The sequence below is a fragment of the Plantibacter sp. Mn2098 genome, from assembly GCF_049319745.1.
GTDB lineage: Bacteria > Actinomycetota > Actinomycetes > Actinomycetales > Microbacteriaceae > Plantibacter.
On record NZ_JBMOUH010000013.1, the window covers coordinates 26,793 to 44,081 of the forward strand.

At 63.7% G+C, this 17,289-nt stretch carries 19 protein-coding genes and 1 pseudogene; 6 read left to right on the forward strand and 14 right to left on the reverse strand.

Translation table 11 applies throughout. From position 1 onward, the window contains the following. Positions 1 to 160: 160 nt before the first annotated feature. The gene (locus ACL9RL_RS18245) at positions 161 to 805 is read left to right on the forward strand and encodes a response regulator transcription factor (protein ID WP_422781713.1); all 645 of its coding nucleotides are present in this window, start codon (positions 161 to 163) and stop codon (positions 803 to 805) included. Here ACL9RL_RS18245 and ACL9RL_RS18250 read toward each other — a convergent pair. Further along, positions 790 to 1,854, reverse strand: coding sequence for a PAS domain-containing sensor histidine kinase (locus ACL9RL_RS18250; RefSeq protein WP_422781714.1), 1,065 nt, complete (start codon positions 1,852 to 1,854; stop codon positions 790 to 792). The genes ACL9RL_RS18245 and ACL9RL_RS18250 overlap by 16 nt on opposite strands. A gap of 141 nt (positions 1,855 to 1,995) precedes the next feature. Here ACL9RL_RS18250 and ACL9RL_RS18255 point away from each other — a divergent pair, with 141 nt between their 5' ends. Then, positions 1,996 to 2,334, forward strand: coding sequence for a response regulator (locus tag ACL9RL_RS18255; RefSeq protein ID WP_422781715.1), 339 nt, complete (start codon positions 1,996 to 1,998; stop codon positions 2,332 to 2,334). Between the two features lie 18 nt (positions 2,335 to 2,352). On the opposite strand, the gene ACL9RL_RS18260 is transcribed toward ACL9RL_RS18255, so the two are convergent. The 4 genes and pseudogenes from ACL9RL_RS18260 to ACL9RL_RS18275 form a co-directional block, all read right to left on the reverse strand. After that, entirely contained in the window at positions 2,353 to 2,544 is a 192-nt protein-coding gene (locus tag ACL9RL_RS18260; RefSeq protein WP_422781802.1) for a hypothetical protein, read from the reverse strand. 52 nt (positions 2,545 to 2,596) lie between these two features. After that, positions 2,597 to 3,220: pseudogene (locus tag ACL9RL_RS18265) on the reverse strand (aldehyde dehydrogenase family protein); the annotation flags it as partial. A 64-nt stretch (positions 3,221 to 3,284) separates the two neighbouring features. Beyond that, a complete protein-coding gene (locus tag ACL9RL_RS18270; protein WP_422781716.1) occupies positions 3,285 to 3,845 on the reverse strand; it encodes a hypothetical protein in 561 nt (186 codons plus the stop codon). After that, the gene (locus ACL9RL_RS18275; RefSeq protein ID WP_422781717.1) at positions 3,805 to 4,659 is read right to left on the reverse strand and encodes a helix-turn-helix transcriptional regulator; all 855 of its coding nucleotides are present in this window, start codon (positions 4,657 to 4,659) and stop codon (positions 3,805 to 3,807) included. Before ACL9RL_RS18275 ends, ACL9RL_RS18270 begins: the two co-directional genes overlap by 41 nt. A gap of 751 nt (positions 4,660 to 5,410) precedes the next feature. Between ACL9RL_RS18275 and ACL9RL_RS18280 the strand changes: the two genes are divergently transcribed. Beyond that, complete coding sequence (locus ACL9RL_RS18280) at positions 5,411 to 6,154, forward strand: SDR family oxidoreductase (protein ID WP_422781718.1); 744 nt, start codon at positions 5,411 to 5,413, stop codon at positions 6,152 to 6,154. Between the two features lie 313 nt (positions 6,155 to 6,467). On the opposite strand, the gene ACL9RL_RS18285 is transcribed toward ACL9RL_RS18280, so the two are convergent. From ACL9RL_RS18285 to ACL9RL_RS18315, 7 genes are read right to left on the reverse strand one after another with little or no spacing between them, the layout of a single operon-like run. Continuing rightward, on the reverse strand, positions 6,468 to 7,100 hold the full coding sequence (locus ACL9RL_RS18285; protein WP_422781719.1) for a nucleoside/nucleotide kinase family protein: 633 nt from the start codon (positions 7,098 to 7,100) through the stop codon (positions 6,468 to 6,470). A 43-nt stretch (positions 7,101 to 7,143) separates the two neighbouring features. After that, a complete protein-coding gene (locus ACL9RL_RS18290; RefSeq protein WP_422781720.1) occupies positions 7,144 to 8,589 on the reverse strand; it encodes a mannitol dehydrogenase family protein in 1,446 nt (481 codons plus the stop codon). Between the two features lie 44 nt (positions 8,590 to 8,633). Next, positions 8,634 to 10,112 (reverse strand): mannitol dehydrogenase family protein, encoded by a 1,479-nt coding sequence (locus tag ACL9RL_RS18295; RefSeq protein WP_422781721.1) that lies wholly within the window; start codon positions 10,110 to 10,112, stop codon positions 8,634 to 8,636. Continuing rightward, positions 10,109 to 10,429 (reverse strand): putative quinol monooxygenase, encoded by a 321-nt coding sequence (locus ACL9RL_RS18300; RefSeq protein WP_422781722.1) that lies wholly within the window; start codon positions 10,427 to 10,429, stop codon positions 10,109 to 10,111. Before ACL9RL_RS18300 ends, ACL9RL_RS18295 begins: the two co-directional genes overlap by 4 nt. A gap of 44 nt (positions 10,430 to 10,473) precedes the next feature. Further along, positions 10,474 to 11,247, reverse strand: coding sequence for an ATP-binding cassette domain-containing protein (locus ACL9RL_RS18305; RefSeq protein ID WP_422781723.1), 774 nt, complete (start codon positions 11,245 to 11,247; stop codon positions 10,474 to 10,476). Next, a complete protein-coding gene (locus ACL9RL_RS18310) occupies positions 11,244 to 12,287 on the reverse strand; it encodes an ABC transporter permease (RefSeq protein WP_422781724.1) in 1,044 nt (347 codons plus the stop codon). The genes ACL9RL_RS18305 and ACL9RL_RS18310 overlap by 4 nt, the downstream gene beginning before the upstream one ends. A gap of 39 nt (positions 12,288 to 12,326) precedes the next feature. Then, complete coding sequence (locus ACL9RL_RS18315; RefSeq protein ID WP_422781725.1) at positions 12,327 to 13,346, reverse strand: substrate-binding domain-containing protein; 1,020 nt, start codon at positions 13,344 to 13,346, stop codon at positions 12,327 to 12,329. Positions 13,347 to 13,565: 219 nt separating this feature from the next. Between ACL9RL_RS18315 and ACL9RL_RS18320 the strand changes: the two genes are divergently transcribed. The 3 genes from ACL9RL_RS18320 (at position 13,566) to ACL9RL_RS18330 (ending at position 16,538) form a co-directional block, all read left to right on the forward strand. After that, positions 13,566 to 14,696, forward strand: coding sequence for a LacI family DNA-binding transcriptional regulator (locus ACL9RL_RS18320; RefSeq protein WP_422781726.1), 1,131 nt, complete (start codon positions 13,566 to 13,568; stop codon positions 14,694 to 14,696). 859 nt (positions 14,697 to 15,555) lie between these two features. Beyond that, complete coding sequence (locus ACL9RL_RS18325) at positions 15,556 to 16,113, forward strand: hypothetical protein (RefSeq protein WP_422781727.1); 558 nt, start codon at positions 15,556 to 15,558, stop codon at positions 16,111 to 16,113. Positions 16,114 to 16,325: 212 nt separating this feature from the next. Then, on the forward strand, positions 16,326 to 16,538 hold the full coding sequence (locus ACL9RL_RS18330; protein WP_422781728.1) for a hypothetical protein: 213 nt from the start codon (positions 16,326 to 16,328) through the stop codon (positions 16,536 to 16,538). A 117-nt stretch (positions 16,539 to 16,655) separates the two neighbouring features. On the opposite strand, the gene ACL9RL_RS18335 is transcribed toward ACL9RL_RS18330, so the two are convergent. Beyond that, positions 16,656 to 17,039 carry an antitoxin HicB gene (locus tag ACL9RL_RS18335; RefSeq protein ID WP_422781729.1) on the reverse strand — a complete coding sequence of 128 codons (384 nt, stop codon included), beginning with the start codon at positions 17,037 to 17,039 and terminating at the stop codon, positions 16,656 to 16,658. After that, positions 17,036 to 17,242, reverse strand: coding sequence for a type II toxin-antitoxin system HicA family toxin (locus ACL9RL_RS18340; protein ID WP_422781730.1), 207 nt, complete (start codon positions 17,240 to 17,242; stop codon positions 17,036 to 17,038). The genes ACL9RL_RS18335 and ACL9RL_RS18340 overlap by 4 nt, the downstream gene beginning before the upstream one ends. Positions 17,243 to 17,289: the final 47 nt, after the last annotated feature.

The following is a 17,289-nucleotide window of genomic DNA, read 5'->3' on the forward strand; positions in this document are numbered from 1 at the left end:
TTCGGCCTGGTGTTTCTGGCCTTCCGGGGCGGTGATTCCAGACTTGTCCGTTCGGTGCGTCCGGCCCATCGAGGGCGCACCATGATCAACTCCGACCATGCGTGGGGTTAGCCCTACACGACTCGATGCGGGCCGTAGGCTGAACGTGGAGGTGGGGCGTGTGCGAATTCTCGTAGCGGAAGACCAGGCATTGATTCGTGAAGGGATCGTGCGGCTGCTTGAACGCGGCGGCATGGAGGTCGAGGCTGTCGACAACGCGACCGAGCTGCGCGCCCGCGCCCTGGTCGACGAACCGAACGTGGTCGTCACGGACATCCAAATGCCGCCGGGTATGGGCGACGACGGTCTCGAGGTCGCGATGGAGCTGCGGCGTACGCACCCGCAGATCGGTGTTGTCGTGCTCTCGCAGTATCTCGATGATCGCTACGCGTTGGACCTCGTCGGCGATCGCGCCGAGGGCGTCGGCTATCTCTTGAAGGAGAAGATTGCCCGCGGCGATATGCTCGTCGATGCGGTGCGTCGTGTGGCCGAGGGTGGCTCGGCGCTCGATCCGGATGTGATCGCTGGGCTCGTCGGTCGGCGCCGTGTCGATGATCCGCTCGCGCACTTGACGCCGAGGGAGAGGGACGTGTTGGCGCTGATGGCCGAAGGCCACTCGAACGCCGGGATCGCGGCCGTATTGTTCGTCACGGTGCCGGCCGTGGAACGGCACGTGACTGGGATCTTCACCAAGCTCGGCCTGCAGCAAACCGAAACCGGACAGCACCGTCGGGTGCTTGCGGTGCTGCGCTACCTAGGCGGCTGAGAGGCGCCGCCAGCGAGCGGGATTCGGGCGCGGATGATAGTGCCGCCGCCTATCGGCGAGTCGATCACGACGATGCCGTCGAACGCCTGCACCCGATCGATCATGCTATGCAGACCGGTGCCGGATCGCTCGAGATCGACCCCGCCGATGCCATCGTCTGCGACGGTGACGGTCAGCATGTCGACCTCAATCGAGAGATCGACGTCGATGCGGCCGGCCTGCGAATGCTTGGCGGCGTTGGTGAGTGCCTCCGCGACGAAGAAGTAGGCGTTCGACTCGATCAGCATGGACAATCGTCTGTCGCCGAGGTTGCCCGCGATGGAGACCGGCAGCGGGGAGTGGGTGCTCTGTGCGCGCACGGCAGCTGCCAGCCCGCGGGAACTGAGCACAGGTGGGTGGATGCCCGACGCCAGCTCACGCAGCTCGTCGATGGCCCCCTGCGCATCCACGGCGATCCCATCCAGGAGCGCGAGAATATCGTCGCCTGGCGTGCTGAGACTCTCCCGTAGCAGCCCTGCCTGCAGTGCGAGCGCGACCAGCCGCTGCTGAGCGCCGTCGTGCAGGTCACGCACGATCTGGCTCCGGGCGGAGGCGATGTTCTCCATCAGCCGGATGTGTGCGTCGTGGAGCTCGATGCGACGCAGCTCTGCCAGCTCCCGCTCCCTCGTTTCCTGCTCCAGCTGACGCCGCTCGGTGATGTCGACGAAGGCATGCACGGCGCCGCGCCCTCCGGGCAGTTCGATGGGCGCGGAGGACCAGGTGATCGGGATGAAGCTGCCGTCGGTACGACGTAGCCATTCCTCTCCTGACAGTGGCGCACCAGTGCGCAGCGGCTCCAGCATCCGGCACTCGGACGCGGGATAGACGGTCCCATCAGGGCGGGTGCCATGCATGATCGTATGGCTGTCGTGCCCCACGATTTCCTCCGCGTGCGCGTACCCGAGGGTCTGCAGGGCGACGGGGTTGGCGTACAGTACGAAGCCATCGGCGTCGACGACCCAGATGGGTTGCGGCGCTGCTGACAGGATCGTGGGAATCAGCCGTCCCATGTCGCCCGGGACTGCAGCCGTGGTTGTTGGTTGGTTCAAGCGCTCGCCTCTCCTCTGTTCGCCTCCACGTTATAGCGGTCGGACGCAGACCATGGGGTTAGCCACATGGTCTGTGTTGACGTAAGCAGGCAGAGTGGTGCCATGCCAGTTCGTATCGCTGTGGTCGACGACGACGCGGGGTTCCGCCGCGTCGCTGGCCTTGTGCTTGCCGCACGCGGCTACGAAGTGGTCGGCGAGGCGGCCGACATCGCCTCCGGCTACACGCTGATCGCGACCACACACCCGGATACCGCGCTCATCGATTACCACCTTCCCGATGGGAACGGTTCCGAGCTATGCGCCCTCGTGCGCACACTCGCGTACGTCCCGCGCATGCTGATCGTCTCCTCCGACGCGAGCGTCGTCACCGCCACGGGTGACGACACCCCCATCATCGCAAAGGAGCGTCTGGCGAGCATCGACGTGAATGCCTACCTCTAGGTGAGGCACCGTCGTGACTCATTCCTCGACGAGCTGTGCGAGCCGATTCGGGGTCTGCTCGTCGTAGGGAGGGAACACGAAGTCGACGGATTCGTCTGCTGGCGAGAAGAGCATGGCCTTGGCGTGGGTGAGGGAGTCGAATCCGGTCTTGCCGAGGTACTGTCCCAACCCGGAGGCGCCGACGCCGCCGAAGGGGAGAGTGGAGAACATCAGGTGCAACATGGTCTGGTTCACTGCCCCGTTGCCGAACCGCGATCAGCTGCTCGACTCGCTTCTTGTCGCGGCTGAAGATGCACGACGACAGCGCTGACGGGCGGCTTTTGATCGCGCGAACCACCGCGTCCAGGTCGCAGTAGGGAAGCACCGGGAGTATCGAGCCGAAGGTCTCCTCGTGCATGACCTTTTCGCCGTCGGACACCGGGTAAAGCACTGTGGGGGCCACGTAGCAGGCGTCGGCGTCGCTCTGGCCGCCGGTGATGACCTTGTCCGGGGCGATGAGAGAGGCCAAGCGCACCACATCCTTTGCGGATGCGATCCGTGACAGGTCGGGGTTCGGCTCCGGGTCGGGGCCGTAGAATTCCGCGACCGCTTTCTTCGCTTCCGCCACGAACGCGTCCGACTCGTGCACGTACATGTAACCCGGAGAGACGCACCATTGTCCGCCGAACGCCACCGCGCCCAGACGAGCTTGCGAGCGGCGTCGGGATGTTCGCGGTCTCGTCCGCGATGGACGGGTTCTGCCCGCCGAGTTCGAGGACGACCGAGGTGAGGTGTTCTGCGGCCGCCGCATCACGATCCTCCCGACCGGGACGCCGCCGGGGCAGAAGATGAAATCGAACGGCAATTCCAGCAGCTCAGACACGACGGTGCGGTTTCCGCGGACCATGACGACGTCGTGGGCGTCGAAATAGGCGGGAACAGCTCGCCGGGCACGCCGGCGGTGTGACTGGTCACCTCCGAGGCTTCACGATGGCAGGGTTCCCGGCGGCGAGGATTGCCACCAACGGGGCGATCAGCAGTGTGACCCCGTAAGGGTCGTGGAACACGCGCGCCCGGTAGCCCTTCGACGCGAAGGTTGCGGGCAGTTCTGCCTCGGTCGGCTGTATCCAGGCGCCCAGATTCGCTCTCGCTTCCGCGATCGCTCCGAGGGAGATGCCAAACTCGATCGTCACATCCCACACGGCCGCCTTGAAGTCCGCGTTGAGGGCGGTACCGAGCGCGTCCTGCTTCTCGGCGATGAGGCGCTCGAGGCGGGTGAGCTGATCCAGTCGCCATTTGAGCGACTTGGTCGCGTCGGACGCGAATCGAACCTGCTGCGCCTGGAACAGGGCGGAGATATCTGCTGTGGTGGCGCCTCCGTGGGCAGCTGTGGTGATCGTCAGTGTTGGGTCTTCTCGTGATTCGTGGCGTCCGGCATCGGGCGCGCTGTCGCGCGGTTGGACCGTCTCGGTGAGGGGTTCAGTGCGTTGATCAGCGATTTGCGGTGTGGGTATCGAATTGTTGGTGGCCAATGACCTGGAGCAAGGCGAGCTTCTCGGCTGCTTCGCTGCGGGGGGCGGCGGTCAGAACGAGGAGTGCCTGGGACTGGTCCTCCGAAAGCAGGGCCTGGCAGTCCAGTTCGATCAAGCCGACTTCGGGGTGCACCAACACCTTGTGATCCTCGAATCGGCTGGACACCTCATGCTCCGCCCACAATGTGGTGAACTCGCGGCTAATCTTGCTCAGTTCGTGAACGAGGCGTGCTGCGCGCGAGTTCGTTCCCCCGATGCCGTAGGCGACGCGCAGGCTGGCGACGTTGGCGCGGGCCTGCCGGGCATGGTCCTCGGCCGGGTACACCTGCCGTTCCCGGGGGTCGGTGAACCACCGGTAAATACCCGAACGTTGCATCCCGCTGAACGCGGTCTGGTCTCCGAACAGCACGGTGGCCAGCCGGTTCTGCACCAGCGTGTCGGCCAGGGTCGACAGGATCAGTGCCGGCGTATCGTCGAGGCGATCCAGCACACGCTGGAGTGCAGGAAGAACATGAGTATCGAGACCCGCACGTTCCGGAGCGGCCTGGCCACTGAGCCGGTAGAGGTGGTCGCGTTCGTCTCGTGTCAGGCGCAGGGCCCGGGCCAATGCGGCGAGCATCTGCGTCGACGGCTGCGGCCCGCGCGCCTGCTCCAGCCGGGTGTAGTAGTCCACCGACATGCCCGTGAGGTCTGCCACTTCCACTCGCCGTAGCCCCTCGACCCTGCGCCGTACTCCTGCGGGGAGGCTAACATCTTCGGGGCGAAGGGTTGCGCGCCGATGGCGCAAGAAGTCGGCGAGTTGATGGCGGTCCATGGCTTCATTGTCCGTGCCCCCGACGACCGCAGGAAGGGACCGCCGATCCCACGATCCCGAGTCCCCTCTTTCCCTCGACCGAATAACTAGGAAAGGGGCGGTGTGGCAACCACAACAGTACCTGGCTGCCACAGCTCCCGACCGCAGTCAAAGCGACCGGCCGTTTGGACTCGCGCGAAAAAGTTGCGGTCGACAGCCATCTCGCGCACTTTGATGAACATTGCGCCGGGCAAGCCGAAGATCACCACCGCCGGCCTCGAGCGACTGTCGTCCGAGGCCTGAAACCATTGAGCTCATCTATATCGTCCTGCGGCAGGTCGCGGAGGGCCCTCCGCACTCGACCGACCGCGACACGCGAGATTCGCCGTCACGAGCCGGACTCAGCAGCCGCGGTCTCCCTTCGAGGTACAGGGCGACCACAGAAGCACCGGTTCGCCCAAACGCTACTGGGTCCGAACTGCTAATTCTCTGCGCACCCGCAATGATGAGCACTATCCCGCTTTTCTCGATCACGCTGACCCTGTCCAACCCGCAAGGATCACCTGGTTCATCCGCTGGTCGTCGCGCCTTTCTTGGCGCTGGGAAGTGTCGATGCAAGCCAAGAGAGACGTGCCTGCTCCGGGAAGCGGCAACCGCCCGCACGGCTGCCCCGAAAGGGAGGGATCCGCGATCCCTCGATAACCACTCCTCTCCCGCAGCCACAGCATCCACTGCACACTCAACAGGTATCCATCAACGAAAGGACTCGCCCGTGAACATCACCGGCAACACGATCTTCATCCCCGGCGGCGCCTCTGGAATCGGCCTCGCCCTCGCGAAGCGCCTCCAGGCCGCCGGCAACACCCTCATCATCGGCGGACGCCGCACCGCGGTCCTCGAAAAGCTGAAGGCGGACCACGGCTTCGACACCGTCATCATCGACACCACCGACAACACCTCGGTGCTCGCCGCCCGCGACGCTGTCCTGGCCGCGCACCCAGAGCTGAACGTCGTCATCACGATGGCCGGCATCATGGTCACTGAGGACACCCACGTCGCCGGATTCCTCGAAGCCGCCGAGCGCACGGTCGAGACGAACGTGCTCGGACCGCTGCGGCTTATCTCCGCATTCGTCGAGCACCTGCAGACGCGCTCTGACGCCACGATCATGACCGTTTCCTCCGGTCTCGCGCACCTGCCGCTGACGATCACGCCGAGCTACAACGGCAGCAAGGCGTTCATCCACCGCTTCACCGAAACCCTGCGCCTGCAGCTGGCCGGCAGTACCGTCAAGGTCGTCGAGCTGACCCCGCCCGGTCTTCGCACCGAGCTGATGCCAGGTCAGTCACAGGTCGAGATCTTCCTGCCGCTGGACGACTACATCGATGAGGTCATGACCATCCTCGAGACCCAGCCCGACGTCACCGAGGTTCTCGTCGAGGGCGTCAAGTGGATGCGCTACGCGGAGGTCAACGGCAACTACGACGAACTCGTCACCACCATGAACGCTGGCTGAATAATCCGGGGGCGTTGCTAACCTTCAAGGTCGTGACGACCTCCGGCAGGATGTGGGCTTCCATAGGCTAAGCCAGCCGGAGGTCGTTGTGACTCACGACTATCGCCCCCCGGCTTCGGCAACATGAGCCCCACAGCTGTGCATGATGCCATCGAGAGGTGCAAGCGTTGTCTCTATCTCATCGATTCACGTTGCGCTCATACCTCTTGTGCGGCCTAGGACCGTTCTGGCTTCACTTCTGAAAGGAAACCGGGCAATTACGCACCTCTTGGGGCAGATACAAGTTTACGCGTGGCAGGAAATCGTGCCTGTCTCATTCCGAAGCTTCGACGATCGTTAGGTCCGAGAACCGTTCGGTCTCCTCGATGACCCGGGCGTTGCGCTCATCGGGCCCAGTTACCCAGGCTTCGGCAGCGTGCGCCGATTTCCCTGCGACGATGTGTCGCGCGACCAGTCGCGGAAGACGGAGTTCGGCTGGCGTGTGGAGGTACCACGTCTCATCGAGTGCCTCCCTGGCGCGCGGCCAGGACCCGGCTCGCAGAAGCAGATAGTTCCCCTCGGTGAGCACGACGTCGGCCGATCGCGGAACAGCGATCGAGCCGGCGATCGGCTCGCCTACCCCGTGATCGAAATCCGGCGCATAAACCGTCTCCTCACGCCCGGCCCGAATTCGTGCGATGAGCGCAGCATAGCCAGCGTCGTCGAACGTGTCACTCGCACCCTTCTCCGACAACCGTCCCAGCTCCTCCAGGATTCGGTTGCTCAGGTGGAAACCATCCATCGGGACGATCGCGACCGACAGCTGCGGTACGAGTAACTGAGCGATCTGCATAACGAGCGTCGATTTACCAGTGCCCGGCGGACCAGCGATACCAACAAGGATACGACCGTTATTCCTATTCATCGCGCGAACGCGCTCTGCCAGCGCGAAGGGATCGGCAGGCACCCTCCGCCGTACGCCACTCGCGCCCGGGAAACACGGCTTCCGCTCAACCATTGACGTCGACTGACTGCGCGTTCAACGCTCTAAGTGACACCCGCGCACCGTAGTGGTGGAACATCCACAGGGCACGTTCAAATGGAGCGACGAAAGCCGGCTCATCAGCGAGGGATCCGAAGATCTCGGTGAGGCGGAGGAAATCTATCGGATGCCGTGTCGCTCGGGAAGCGGCAGCCATCACCCGTTCGCGGCGCGGATCGACGACGACGATGGGCGCACCAGACTCGTCGATGCCGGTCGCGTATCGCGCCCAGCTGGCGATCACGGCGGCACAGGTCTCAACCGGGAGTCCGCGGGCGAGGCGGTCCCGCACGACGGGGAGGAGGAACTTCGGGATCCGGTCCGACGTCTCGGCGCAGATCCGTGAGATCGGATCGCGCAGTTGCGGGTTCCCGAATCGTTCGAGCACGGTCCGCCCCCATCGAGTGAAGTCCACTCCGTCGATTGCATCAAGAGTGGGCACCGCTTCTTCATCGATGTATCGAAGCAGCAGGCTACGAATGTCTGGATCGGCAATGGCCTCGTGCACGTAGTCGAAGCCGAGCAGAGCGCCGATGAAGCACAACGACTGGTGGGTCCCGTTCGCGAGGCGCAGTTTCATCCGTTCGAATGGCGCTACATCGTCGACGACGCCGACCCCCGCCGCAGCGAAATCGGGTCGGCCGTTCACAAAGCGGTCTTCGACGACCCACTGAGTGAACGGCTCACAAGTGACGGCCCACTCGTCCTCGATCTCGTAAGCGTTTCGCAGATACGCGTGGTCCTCCGGGGTGGTTCCGGGGGTCACCCGATCGACCATCGAACTCGGGAACGACGTGTTCTCGTCGATCCACTCGAGCATGTCCGGCGCAACTCTCGCCGCGAAACCGGTCAGCGCTTCACGCGTCACCGAACCGTTCTCCTCGATGTTGTCGCATGACATGATCGTCACCGGCCCCGCGCCGGTCTCGCGGCGGCGGCGCAGTGCGTTCACGATCAATCCCAGCCAGGACGCCGTCGACGCCGCCGATGCCAGGTCCTCGCAGATGAGCGGGTCTTGCGCCCCGGAGAACCGTCCCGTTGCCGGGTCGATGCCGTAGCCGCCTTCGGTGATCGTCAACGCGATGATGCGAGTGGACGGATCAGCCAGGCGCGCAAGGACTGCTTCCGGACGTTCCACGGCACTGTCGAATCCGAGGATCGAGCCAATCACCCGTGTGGACCGCGAGCCGTCGGGGGCTTTCTCGGTGAGTGTGTAGAGGTGATCTTGCGCACGCAGCTCGTTGAGCATGCGCGCGGGTTTCGCATTGACGCTCACCCCCCAGAGGGCCCAGTCGGCGCCGAGCCCGAGGTTGAGGAGCCGATCGATATACATGGCCTGGTGGGCTCGGTGGAAGTTGCCGACGCCGATCTGGACGATTCCGGCAGTGAGCGCTGATCTGTCGTACGACGGCACTGAGACCCTGTGGGGCAGAACCTGAGAGCTCTCCTCGCTCAGCCTCATTTGGGCGCCCCGTTCCGGAGTGCGAGCATCGCGCCGACCGCTCCGGCCGCTCCGATGCTCGCCCGCGCGGATACGTAAGCAGCTCTGAACCGTTCGTCGGATCCGAGTTCCCCGAACACCGCGCGGAGATCGAGTAGCGCGCCGGGTGTGCTCGCTTCCAGCTGAACGGCGGCGGCGAGTTCCGAGGATCTGACGTCGTCGACGACGATCCGCGTGCCACTCTCTGTCGCCCCTTCGAGGTAAACGCTCCAGGCGGCCACGACGAGTGCAATGTGGTCGATTCGTCCGCCGACGGCGAGCTGCTGCCGGAGCACCGGGAGCAAGAACTTCGGAATTCGTTCGGATCCGTCCACGACTTGACGGGCCAGCGTGTCTGCGATGGCCGTGTTGGAGAATCGTTCGATGAGTTGCGTCCGGTATGACGCGAGGTCAATGCCAGGCACCGGATCGAGGGTCGGGATCGCTTCGTAGCTCATGTAGTCCAGCAGGAACGTCACGAATCGTTGGTCTCGCGCGAGTTCGTGGACGAAGGTGAACCCCGCGAGAATACCGAGATAGCTCATCGCCTGGTGCGAAGCGTTGAGCAGCCTCAGTTTCATCGATTCGTACGGCGCAACGTCCGGGACAAGTTGCACACCGACCGCGCCGAAGTCCGGTCGGCCGAGGGTGAACCGGTCCTCGAGTACCCACTGTTCGAACGACTCGGAGACGACCGGCCATGCATCGTCGACGCCGTGCCGCGTCGAGAGCTTGGCGATCGCTTCTGGTGTCGTGCCCGGGGTGATGCGGTCGACCATCGAGTTCGGGAACACGACGTTCTCGGCGACCCATTCTCCGAGTTCGGGATCCTTGGCCCGGGCGAACGAGGAGAGCGCTGTCCTAGCGACGGCCCCATTGCCCGGGATGTTGTCGCAGGACATCACTGTAAACGGGGGAACTCCCCCGACACGACGCCGACGAAGAGCCTCGGTGAGCAAGCCAAACACGGTGGCCGGTACGGCGCCGGGCACGAGATCCGCGGCGATTCCCGGGGCGCCCAACTCGAAGCCGCCAGTCTCGGAGACGAGATAGCCGCCCTCGGTGATGGTGAGCGAGACGATGCGTGTCGTGTCGGAAGCGAGGAGCCCGAGCACCGCCTCCGGGTCATCCGGAGCGAACGCGTACCGCACGATCGACCCGATCACACGGACATCATCGCCCCCTGCCGGGTCCTTCGTCACGAGCGTGTACAGGGCGTCTTGTTCCGCGAGCACGTCGCGCATTCTCGCATCCGTCGGCAGGACGCCGACGCCACAGATGCCCCATTCGGTCTCGCCGAGCTGCAGCAGGCGATCGATGTACATTGCTTCGTGTGCGCGGTGGAACGCGCCAACTCCGATGTGCACGATCCCTGGGCGCACTCGCGCCCTGTCGTACTCCGGGACGGCGACGGACCGCCCCAGCTCAGTCAGGTTGGAGGAGTTCACTGCGGTCATGATCGGTCCTGGTTCTTTCCAGTCGTTCGGATCGGCACCGAGTCGAGCATTGTGGAGCGTGTGGCCTGTTCGACGATGAACGCGGTGAGGCTCGCGTTAAAGGCGGCATTCTGCGGTGCGCTCAGGTGGTCGGCGAAAGCCGCTTCGTCGCGATAGATCTCGTGGACAACAAATCGTACTGCGTCGTTCTGGACGCTGTAAGCGTCGAACGCTATGTTCCCAGGCTCTGCACGCACGTGTTCGGCGTAGTCGGCTAGGAGTCGTGCGACGTCCGCCTCCCGCCCCGGTCGCGCGGTGAAGTCGGCGAGCAACCGCACACGGGCCGAGGCCTCTCCTTCGTGGGAGTCCTGAGTTCTTGTGCTCACGCTCTGTCTCCCTCTCCGAGGAGGCCGGTGATGGTACCTAGGAGGCTCTCTGCGTCGAACTCGCTCGTTGGAGCGTTACGGACGACTCGTCCGAGCCGGAGGATGACCACTCGGTCGGTCACCTGCAGCACGTGCGGCAGGGTATGCGAGATGAAGATGACGCCGAGCCCTTTTGCCTTGGCAGCTCGGATGACATCCAGAACCTCGTTTGATTGGCGTGCGCCGAGGTGATTGGTCGGCTCATCGAGGATGATTACCTTCTTGGCCCATGTGACGGCCCTCCCGATCGCGACGGCTTGCCGTTGGCCGCCGGAGAGTTCCGCGACGGTCCGATCTGCCGATGCCACCCCGATTCCGACTCGATCGAGCTCATTGTGAGCGGCAGTGTCCATCTGCTTCTCCGCCAGAAAACCGAGCTTGCCGAGCAAACCCTTCTTGACGATCTCACGGCCGAGAAAGACGTTCGCACTGACGCTCAGGTTCGGCGCGAGACCCGAGTCCTGGTAGAGCGTTTCGATACCGGCTTCGAGTGCGTCGTGGGGAGATTTCCAGGAGCGCACCTCACCCTCGAGGAACAGCTCACCGGAGTCCGGCTGATGCGCGCCTGAGAGGACCTTCACGAGCGTTGACTTGCCTGCGCCATTGTCCCCGACGAGTCCGAGGACTTCACCTGCTCTGACGGAGAGGCTGACACCATCGAGCGCCACGACGCTGCCGTAGTTCTTGGAAATGTTGCGCACTTCGTAGAGAGGTCTGGTCTCGGGATTCATACTTTCTTTCCCTTCGTGTTTCGCAGCGTCTGCAGCGCGACTGCTGCAGCGATCAGGACGGCGACTACAACCTGGTTCCAATTCGGATCGATGTTGATAATGATGAGGCCGCTCGTGACGGTCGTGAGGATGAGGGAGCCGAGGACGGTCCCACTCATCCGCCCGGTTCCGCCGGAGAGGCTGGCGCCGCCAATGACGACGGCTGCGATAGCGAGGAGTTCTTCCCCGGCCCCGGCACTCGGCGAACCCGAGCCGAGCGTGAGGTAGACGACCATGCCCGCGAGTCCAGCAAGCAGGCCGGACAACGCGTACACCTTGGCGATCTGCACGTGCACGTTAATACCAACAGCCTTCGCCGAGAACTCGTTACCCCCGATTGCAAAGACGTAGCGCCCGAGTCGGGCTTTGTGCAGGACCAGTCCTGCGATGACGACGATGACGATGACGCAGATGCCCGGCCAGGACAGCGGTCCGAGCCACGGCACGCTGAGCGATATGGCGGACGGTGGGCCGCCGGCGACCGGACCGCCCCTCGTGAGCACGAGGGCGATCCCGGCGCCCGCGCCGAGCGTCACGAGCGTTGCGATGAAGGGCACCAGTTTGGCGACGTTGATGAGGAACGCGTTGATCAGTCCAACGAGGAGTCCGACGCCTGCTGCCACGACGATCCCAATGAAGATCGAGAGCCCATCGGACACTCCGCTGCCGGTGGCGGCCTGCATCGCAAAGGCTGCGACCACACCGGACACCGTCAGGGTGGAACCGACGGAGAGGTCGATTCCACCGCTGACGATCACGTACGTCTGGCCGATCGCGATGAGCGCCACTGGCGCCCAGTCGACGAGGATGTTTCCGAACACCCCGAGTGAGAAGAACTTGGCGTTGAGCGCAGTGAAGAGCACGATCATCGCCACGAGCACCACGAGCAGCACAAACGGCTGGCTCGCGAGGATCCGACGGGCCGGATGGGCGCGCTCGTTGCCGCGTGGTGGCGGCGGAGTCTTCTGAGGTGGGGCGATCGTCGTCTGAGCGGGTGTCACGATTCTTGTCCTTCGTTCTCGGGAGCTCGGCTAGCGGACTCAGCCAGCGCTCTCGATGTAGGTGTACTTCTCAATGTCGGCAGCGGAGGTGTTCTTGTCGATGATGATGTTCGGCAAGGTGACCGCCTGCTTAATTTCGGCTGCGGCCTTGTCTTTGCGCAGCGTCTGGACGATGCTTCGGACGGCGAGCTTGCCCTCCTGCGCAGGATCCTGAGCGATGAGGGCGGTGAACACTCCCTGCTTCAAGAGGTCCACGTTGGTCTTGTACGCGTCGTATCCGACCAGCGCGACTTTGCCGGTGAGGCCTTTCGCTTGCAGTGCCGATGCTGCTCCGCTGGCGTTCGTGCCGTCGATCGCGAAAATCCCCGCGAGGTCGGGGTAGGCGGTGAGCCAGTTATTCACGTTCGTGTTCGCTGTGGCCGGGTTGGACTCTGAGTAGCCGGTCGCCACGATCTCAATGCCCGGGTACTTCGCAGCGATCTGGTCCTTGAACCCGTCGAGTCTGGCCACGTTCGTCGTCGACGTCGCCGAGCTCAGGCCGACAACGACCGAGTATGTCGTGCCGTTCGTGTATCCGATCGCGTTGGCGATGGCATCAGCGGCCTTGGAACCACCGTCACCGTTGTCGCCTGTGATGAATGAGACGACGTTGTCGAGGTCGTCGACGCTCGTATCGACGTTCACAACAGGGATGCCCTTCGACACGGCACGGTCGACGACCGGCTGAAGCGCCTTAGGGTCTGTCGGTCCAAGCACGAGCCCATCGGGCGAGGTGGCCAGGACTTGGTTGACCACCGGGATCTGCGTCGCCGAGGAGTAGGTGGTCGCGTCACCTTGGAAGGTGAGCTTGACGCCCTGGGCCTTAGCTTCGGTTTCCGCGCCGACTTTCATCGCTTGGAAGAAGGGGTCAGAGGATGCGCCGACGACGAAGGCGACGGTGAGGTCATCTCCCCCGCCGCCGCCACCTGCCGTTCCGGCGCTCGAGCAGGCGGTCAGGCCGACTGCTGCGACGCTCAGCACTGCTAATACGGCTGCGGTGGTTCGTCGTGATGAATTCATCGTCTCTCCTTTGAGGTGCGACAAGACCGTTGGTGCGACTGACCCAAGCGGTTCTGCGCGGTTGGGGTGCTGGGGATCGGGGCTCGACGGTCGGGTCGCCGTCTCGCCTGCAATGTAACCGGTCTCATTTTGACTAAATGATACCGGTCTCATTTGCGCTATGGTGAGTATGCACGCGAGTGACGACGGTGTCAAGCGAACAAAAAGGAGGCCAACACGATGAGCGACCGAAGCGCCGGAGGAGTCGGAAAGGCCCCACGCCTCGAGGACGTGGCACAGCTCGCGAAAGTGTCGAAAGCAACCGCGGCGCGAGCGCTCAACGGTTCAGACCTGGTCACGACATCCACTCGCGATCGTGTTCTGACAGCCGCCAACGCACTGAACTACCGCGTGAATGGTTTGGCCCGAGCGATGTCGGCAGGAGAGTCCCGCACGATCGGCCTCGTCATTGCCGACATCAGCAACTCGTTCTTCGACCGGGCGACCCGCGCCATCATCGACACCGCCGCGAAACACGACTACCAAGTACTCGTGATCAACACCGACGACAACCTGGACGCCGAGGCGCAGGCGGTTCGGGTCCTTCTGGAGAAACGCGTCGACGGCATGATCGTCGTTCCGTCCTCGCGAACCAAGTACGGCCACCTCATCTCCAGCACCGGCCCACTCATCCCACTGGTCCTGCTCGATCGCCGCATCCCCGACCTCACGGTCGGCACGGTCACAACCGACGACTACTCGAGCGCCGTCGAGGCTGTACGCCTCTTCGCTTCACGCGGACACACGAGGCTCGGCATGCTGGTCAACTCCGCAGACCATCGAGAGGTTGACGGCGACGACCCCAACGGCACCGTCTCGACGATCTTCGACCGCGTCAGCGGGTTCAGGGCAGGCTTGGCCGAGTTCGATCTCCTGGACGAGCCGACTTGGATTCGCTACAGCCGGCACGACCACCGGCATGCCGTCTCCGTCGCACGCGAATTGCTGTCAACTCCCGGCGGGCCGACGGCGATTCTAACCACGAACGCCGACGCAGCCCTGGCCGTTATCGATGCGTGCAACGAACTCCACCTCGCCCTCGGGGGCAAGATCGGGCTGGTCAGTTTCGACGACGCACCGTGGGCACAGGTGTTCCGACCGTCCATCTCAGTCGTTGACCGCCCCGTCTATGCCCTCGGCCAGGCCGCGGTCGAGACCTTGCTCGCACAATTGCAGAACCGCGGCGCACCCGTTCGATCGCGGGAAATGCGAAACACGCTTATCGACCGCGACTCCGTCGGGTACGTCGGACCTCCTGTACCGCCCCATCGCTCCGCACCGGATTCTGGGGACTTGAGCCCTAGTGGATGAGTGGCAGACCTTCGCGGCTGCGGCGGTCGCCTAGCCCGATCCGCTGGTGATCGTGGGTAGGGCTTCGATCTTCCGTTGCGCCATTCGCGACCTGTTTTCACGTTCACGCCGACAATCCGGCATGCTTCCTTGCTGCTGACACCTTGAGCCACCAGCTCAAAATAGTGCTCCCGCTCTCGGGTCAGTTTTCGACGTCCCCGTGCTTCACATCCTCGTCGAAACTCGAACACGGCAACTCCTGAAAATGATCAGGTGTTGCGACGACCGATAGAACCCAGGACTGGGTGGGACCGGGAGTGGCTGTTTTGGTGTTCGTTGAGGTGTCGTTGCGTGCACACCTTGTGGCCATGTTGGAGGAAGCCTTGGGGAATCGTCGATCTCTCGATAGGCTCAACCCGTTGTGATGACCCCTCGGGTGGGGTCATCATGGCTGAGGCTCGTGAGTGCGTTCGGTGTTCGCATGAGCCAGGAGGGCCGGTTGTGTTCCTATCGGGTGAACGCTAACTTGGCCTGAGCGCACGGGGTCGCCTCTCCTCTTGCGCTCTGCAACACGGGCCGTTCTCAGCCACCGCCGGCTGCGGCTCGGTGGGTTCAGCATGTCCGAACACATGCTGAACCCACGCTCATTCCTGCCGATGCCGCGGTACGAGACGCGGGTGGATGCCGGACTTCCCAGGGTCCGGCACCCGATTCGGGTCTGCGGTCAGAGTCGCTTGATGCGCCATCGAGAGTTCCTGACCACGTTCCCAAACGTATACCGGTCTGACCCTGAGCGGAAGCACCGTTCGCCCGTTGGCGGGCCACTGCACACTATTGGGCCCCGTCTGGGCTCACCTTCGGGTGGGTTCAGACGGGGCGCATGTTCTCGATCGCGAATGACCTTCTGAAGCAGATGTCGGCGGACGAACTGAGCGAGATCGTCGTAGAGCCGGACTGCGGGAACCAGCCTCTTCTGGTCGAGCTTGCTGCCCAGCTGCACGCTCGACCGGAAACCAGCGCCGACGTGCTCAACAACTTTGTAGCCGAGATCGCCGGACCGATCGCGGGCACCCTGACGGACCGGCTGGAGAGCGCCGGCACCCCGGCCTTCCTGGAAAGTTCCACGCGGGACAATCTGCGGATGCTGTTTGAGCTTGATTCGGACTTGGCACGCTCGCTAGTCGAGCGACGGCTCGAAGCGCTCGCATGGCGAAAGGATGACCTCGGATCTGTCTATGTCGGCTTGCAGCTATCTACGTCTGCTGGGTACCGCTGGAACATAGACGCGCAGCGGATGCGTGCGGACTTCGGAGATGAGCTTGCTACTCGCGTCGAAACTGCGATCCGCACGTCGTATGAGGAGAACCCTGCGGCCGACATCCTCGCTCAAGTGCCAGCCGGTGAACGTGCGCCAACGGCCGAGGAAGGGCGAAGCTGACCCGATGCTAGCTCGCGAGCGAGCAGAGGGTCGCCAGGGCGAGGAATGAGCGAGCAAACGTAGGGTGGAAACGCGCCCTCGCGCACGATTGCGGGTGAGCGCGTTCGGGGAACCTTCTTCCCTAAAGCACTCAACTGATGGGCGCAAGCTGGACGCATTCCGTGGCAACCCGCCTCGTGAGGTCACCCGTCGATAGCCGCAATGTGCGTTGGATGACGAACTGGGAACAAGCCTGCACAGAGTTGGCCTCGTCCAGCGACGAGTTCTTCAACATCCTCGGGGAGACGAACCGTCACGGTGACGCTCACAGCGTCCTCGTCGGTGTCGAGCCAGAGGGCGGCGACCTCGCGGGCGGCTTGGTCGAGTTCCCCGAGACTGTGGGCCTGGCCCATGGCGACGATGCGGTGCTCTTCGCCTCGAGGTGATGGGCCGTTGAGTGCGGGGATCTCGAATGTCCACCAGCGGCCTTCGCGGTAAGCGATCGCCTCAAAGAATCTGGGCTCTGGGTGGAGTCCACTCAGGCTACGTGTCGAGCGCATTGATCACGCCGTTTCCTTGACGAGCTGGCTGACGCGGCCGCGGGAGACGCCGAGGAGCGCGGCGGCGTCGGCGACGCTCACGTGCGCTGCGCGCAGTTCACGCACCACAAGGCGAGCTTGACGAGCCGCTTCCATCTGGCGCTCGTGAGCTTCGAGCGTCGCGGCCCGCGTCTCTTGAATGCGACGCCCGAGGTTGCCGTCGAGCTCGGCGTGAATGCGTACCTCCACATCCGAGTGGTCGATGTTAGGTTCTGCCGTGTCGAGGTAGTCGCGAACCTGTTGGGCGGCGCGGTCGAGCGTGCGAACCTGCGTTACGGGGTCGTCGTCGATGGCGAGCTCCCAGCCACCTTCCCAGCGGGTGGCGGTGACTTCAATAGTGCTGCTCACTTCTGCATTCCCTTCACTTCTTCAATCGCTTTCAGCGCCTTGCGAGTAAGGCCTGGCGAGACCTCCCGCGTCTCCGTAATGATGACCGGCCGCGCGAGCCCGGGTGCGCTCCACTTCTCGTGATCACCCTTACCCTCTGATGAGGTAAACCCTGCGTCCTCCAACAACTTCACCAGCTCGCGGTACTTCATTGGCTTCGTCATGAGTCTAGTTTAGCCCATCTAAACTTCAAGTGTCAAGGGGGGCTAAA

Coding starts and splice junctions, on each gene's coding strand:
- ACL9RL_RS18250 (WP_422781714.1), bottom strand. CDS start 1,854: ATGGGACGGCTGATTCCCACGATCCTGTCAGCAGCGCCGCAACCCATC.
- ACL9RL_RS18255 (WP_422781715.1), top strand. CDS start 1,996: ATGCCAGTTCGTATCGCTGTGGTCGACGACGACGCGGGGTTCCGCCGC.
- ACL9RL_RS18260 (WP_422781802.1), bottom strand. CDS start 2,544: ATGTTCTCCACTCTCCCCTTCGGCGGCGTCGGCGCCTCCGGGTTGGGA.
- ACL9RL_RS18275 (WP_422781717.1), bottom strand. CDS start 4,659: ATGGACCGCCATCAACTCGCCGACTTCTTGCGCCATCGGCGCGCAACC.
- ACL9RL_RS18295 (WP_422781721.1), bottom strand. CDS start 10,112: ATGACCGCAGTGAACTCCTCCAACCTGACTGAGCTGGGGCGGTCCGTC.
- ACL9RL_RS18305 (WP_422781723.1), bottom strand. CDS start 11,247: ATGAATCCCGAGACCAGACCTCTCTACGAAGTGCGCAACATTTCCAAG.
- ACL9RL_RS18315 (WP_422781725.1), bottom strand. CDS start 13,346: ATGAATTCATCACGACGAACCACCGCAGCCGTATTAGCAGTGCTGAGC.
- ACL9RL_RS18320 (WP_422781726.1), top strand. CDS start 13,566: ATGAGCGACCGAAGCGCCGGAGGAGTCGGAAAGGCCCCACGCCTCGAG.
- ACL9RL_RS18325 (WP_422781727.1), top strand. CDS start 15,556: ATGTTCTCGATCGCGAATGACCTTCTGAAGCAGATGTCGGCGGACGAA.
- ACL9RL_RS18330 (WP_422781728.1), top strand. CDS start 16,326: ATGACGAACTGGGAACAAGCCTGCACAGAGTTGGCCTCGTCCAGCGAC.
- ACL9RL_RS18340 (WP_422781730.1), bottom strand. CDS start 17,242: ATGACGAAGCCAATGAAGTACCGCGAGCTGGTGAAGTTGTTGGAGGAC.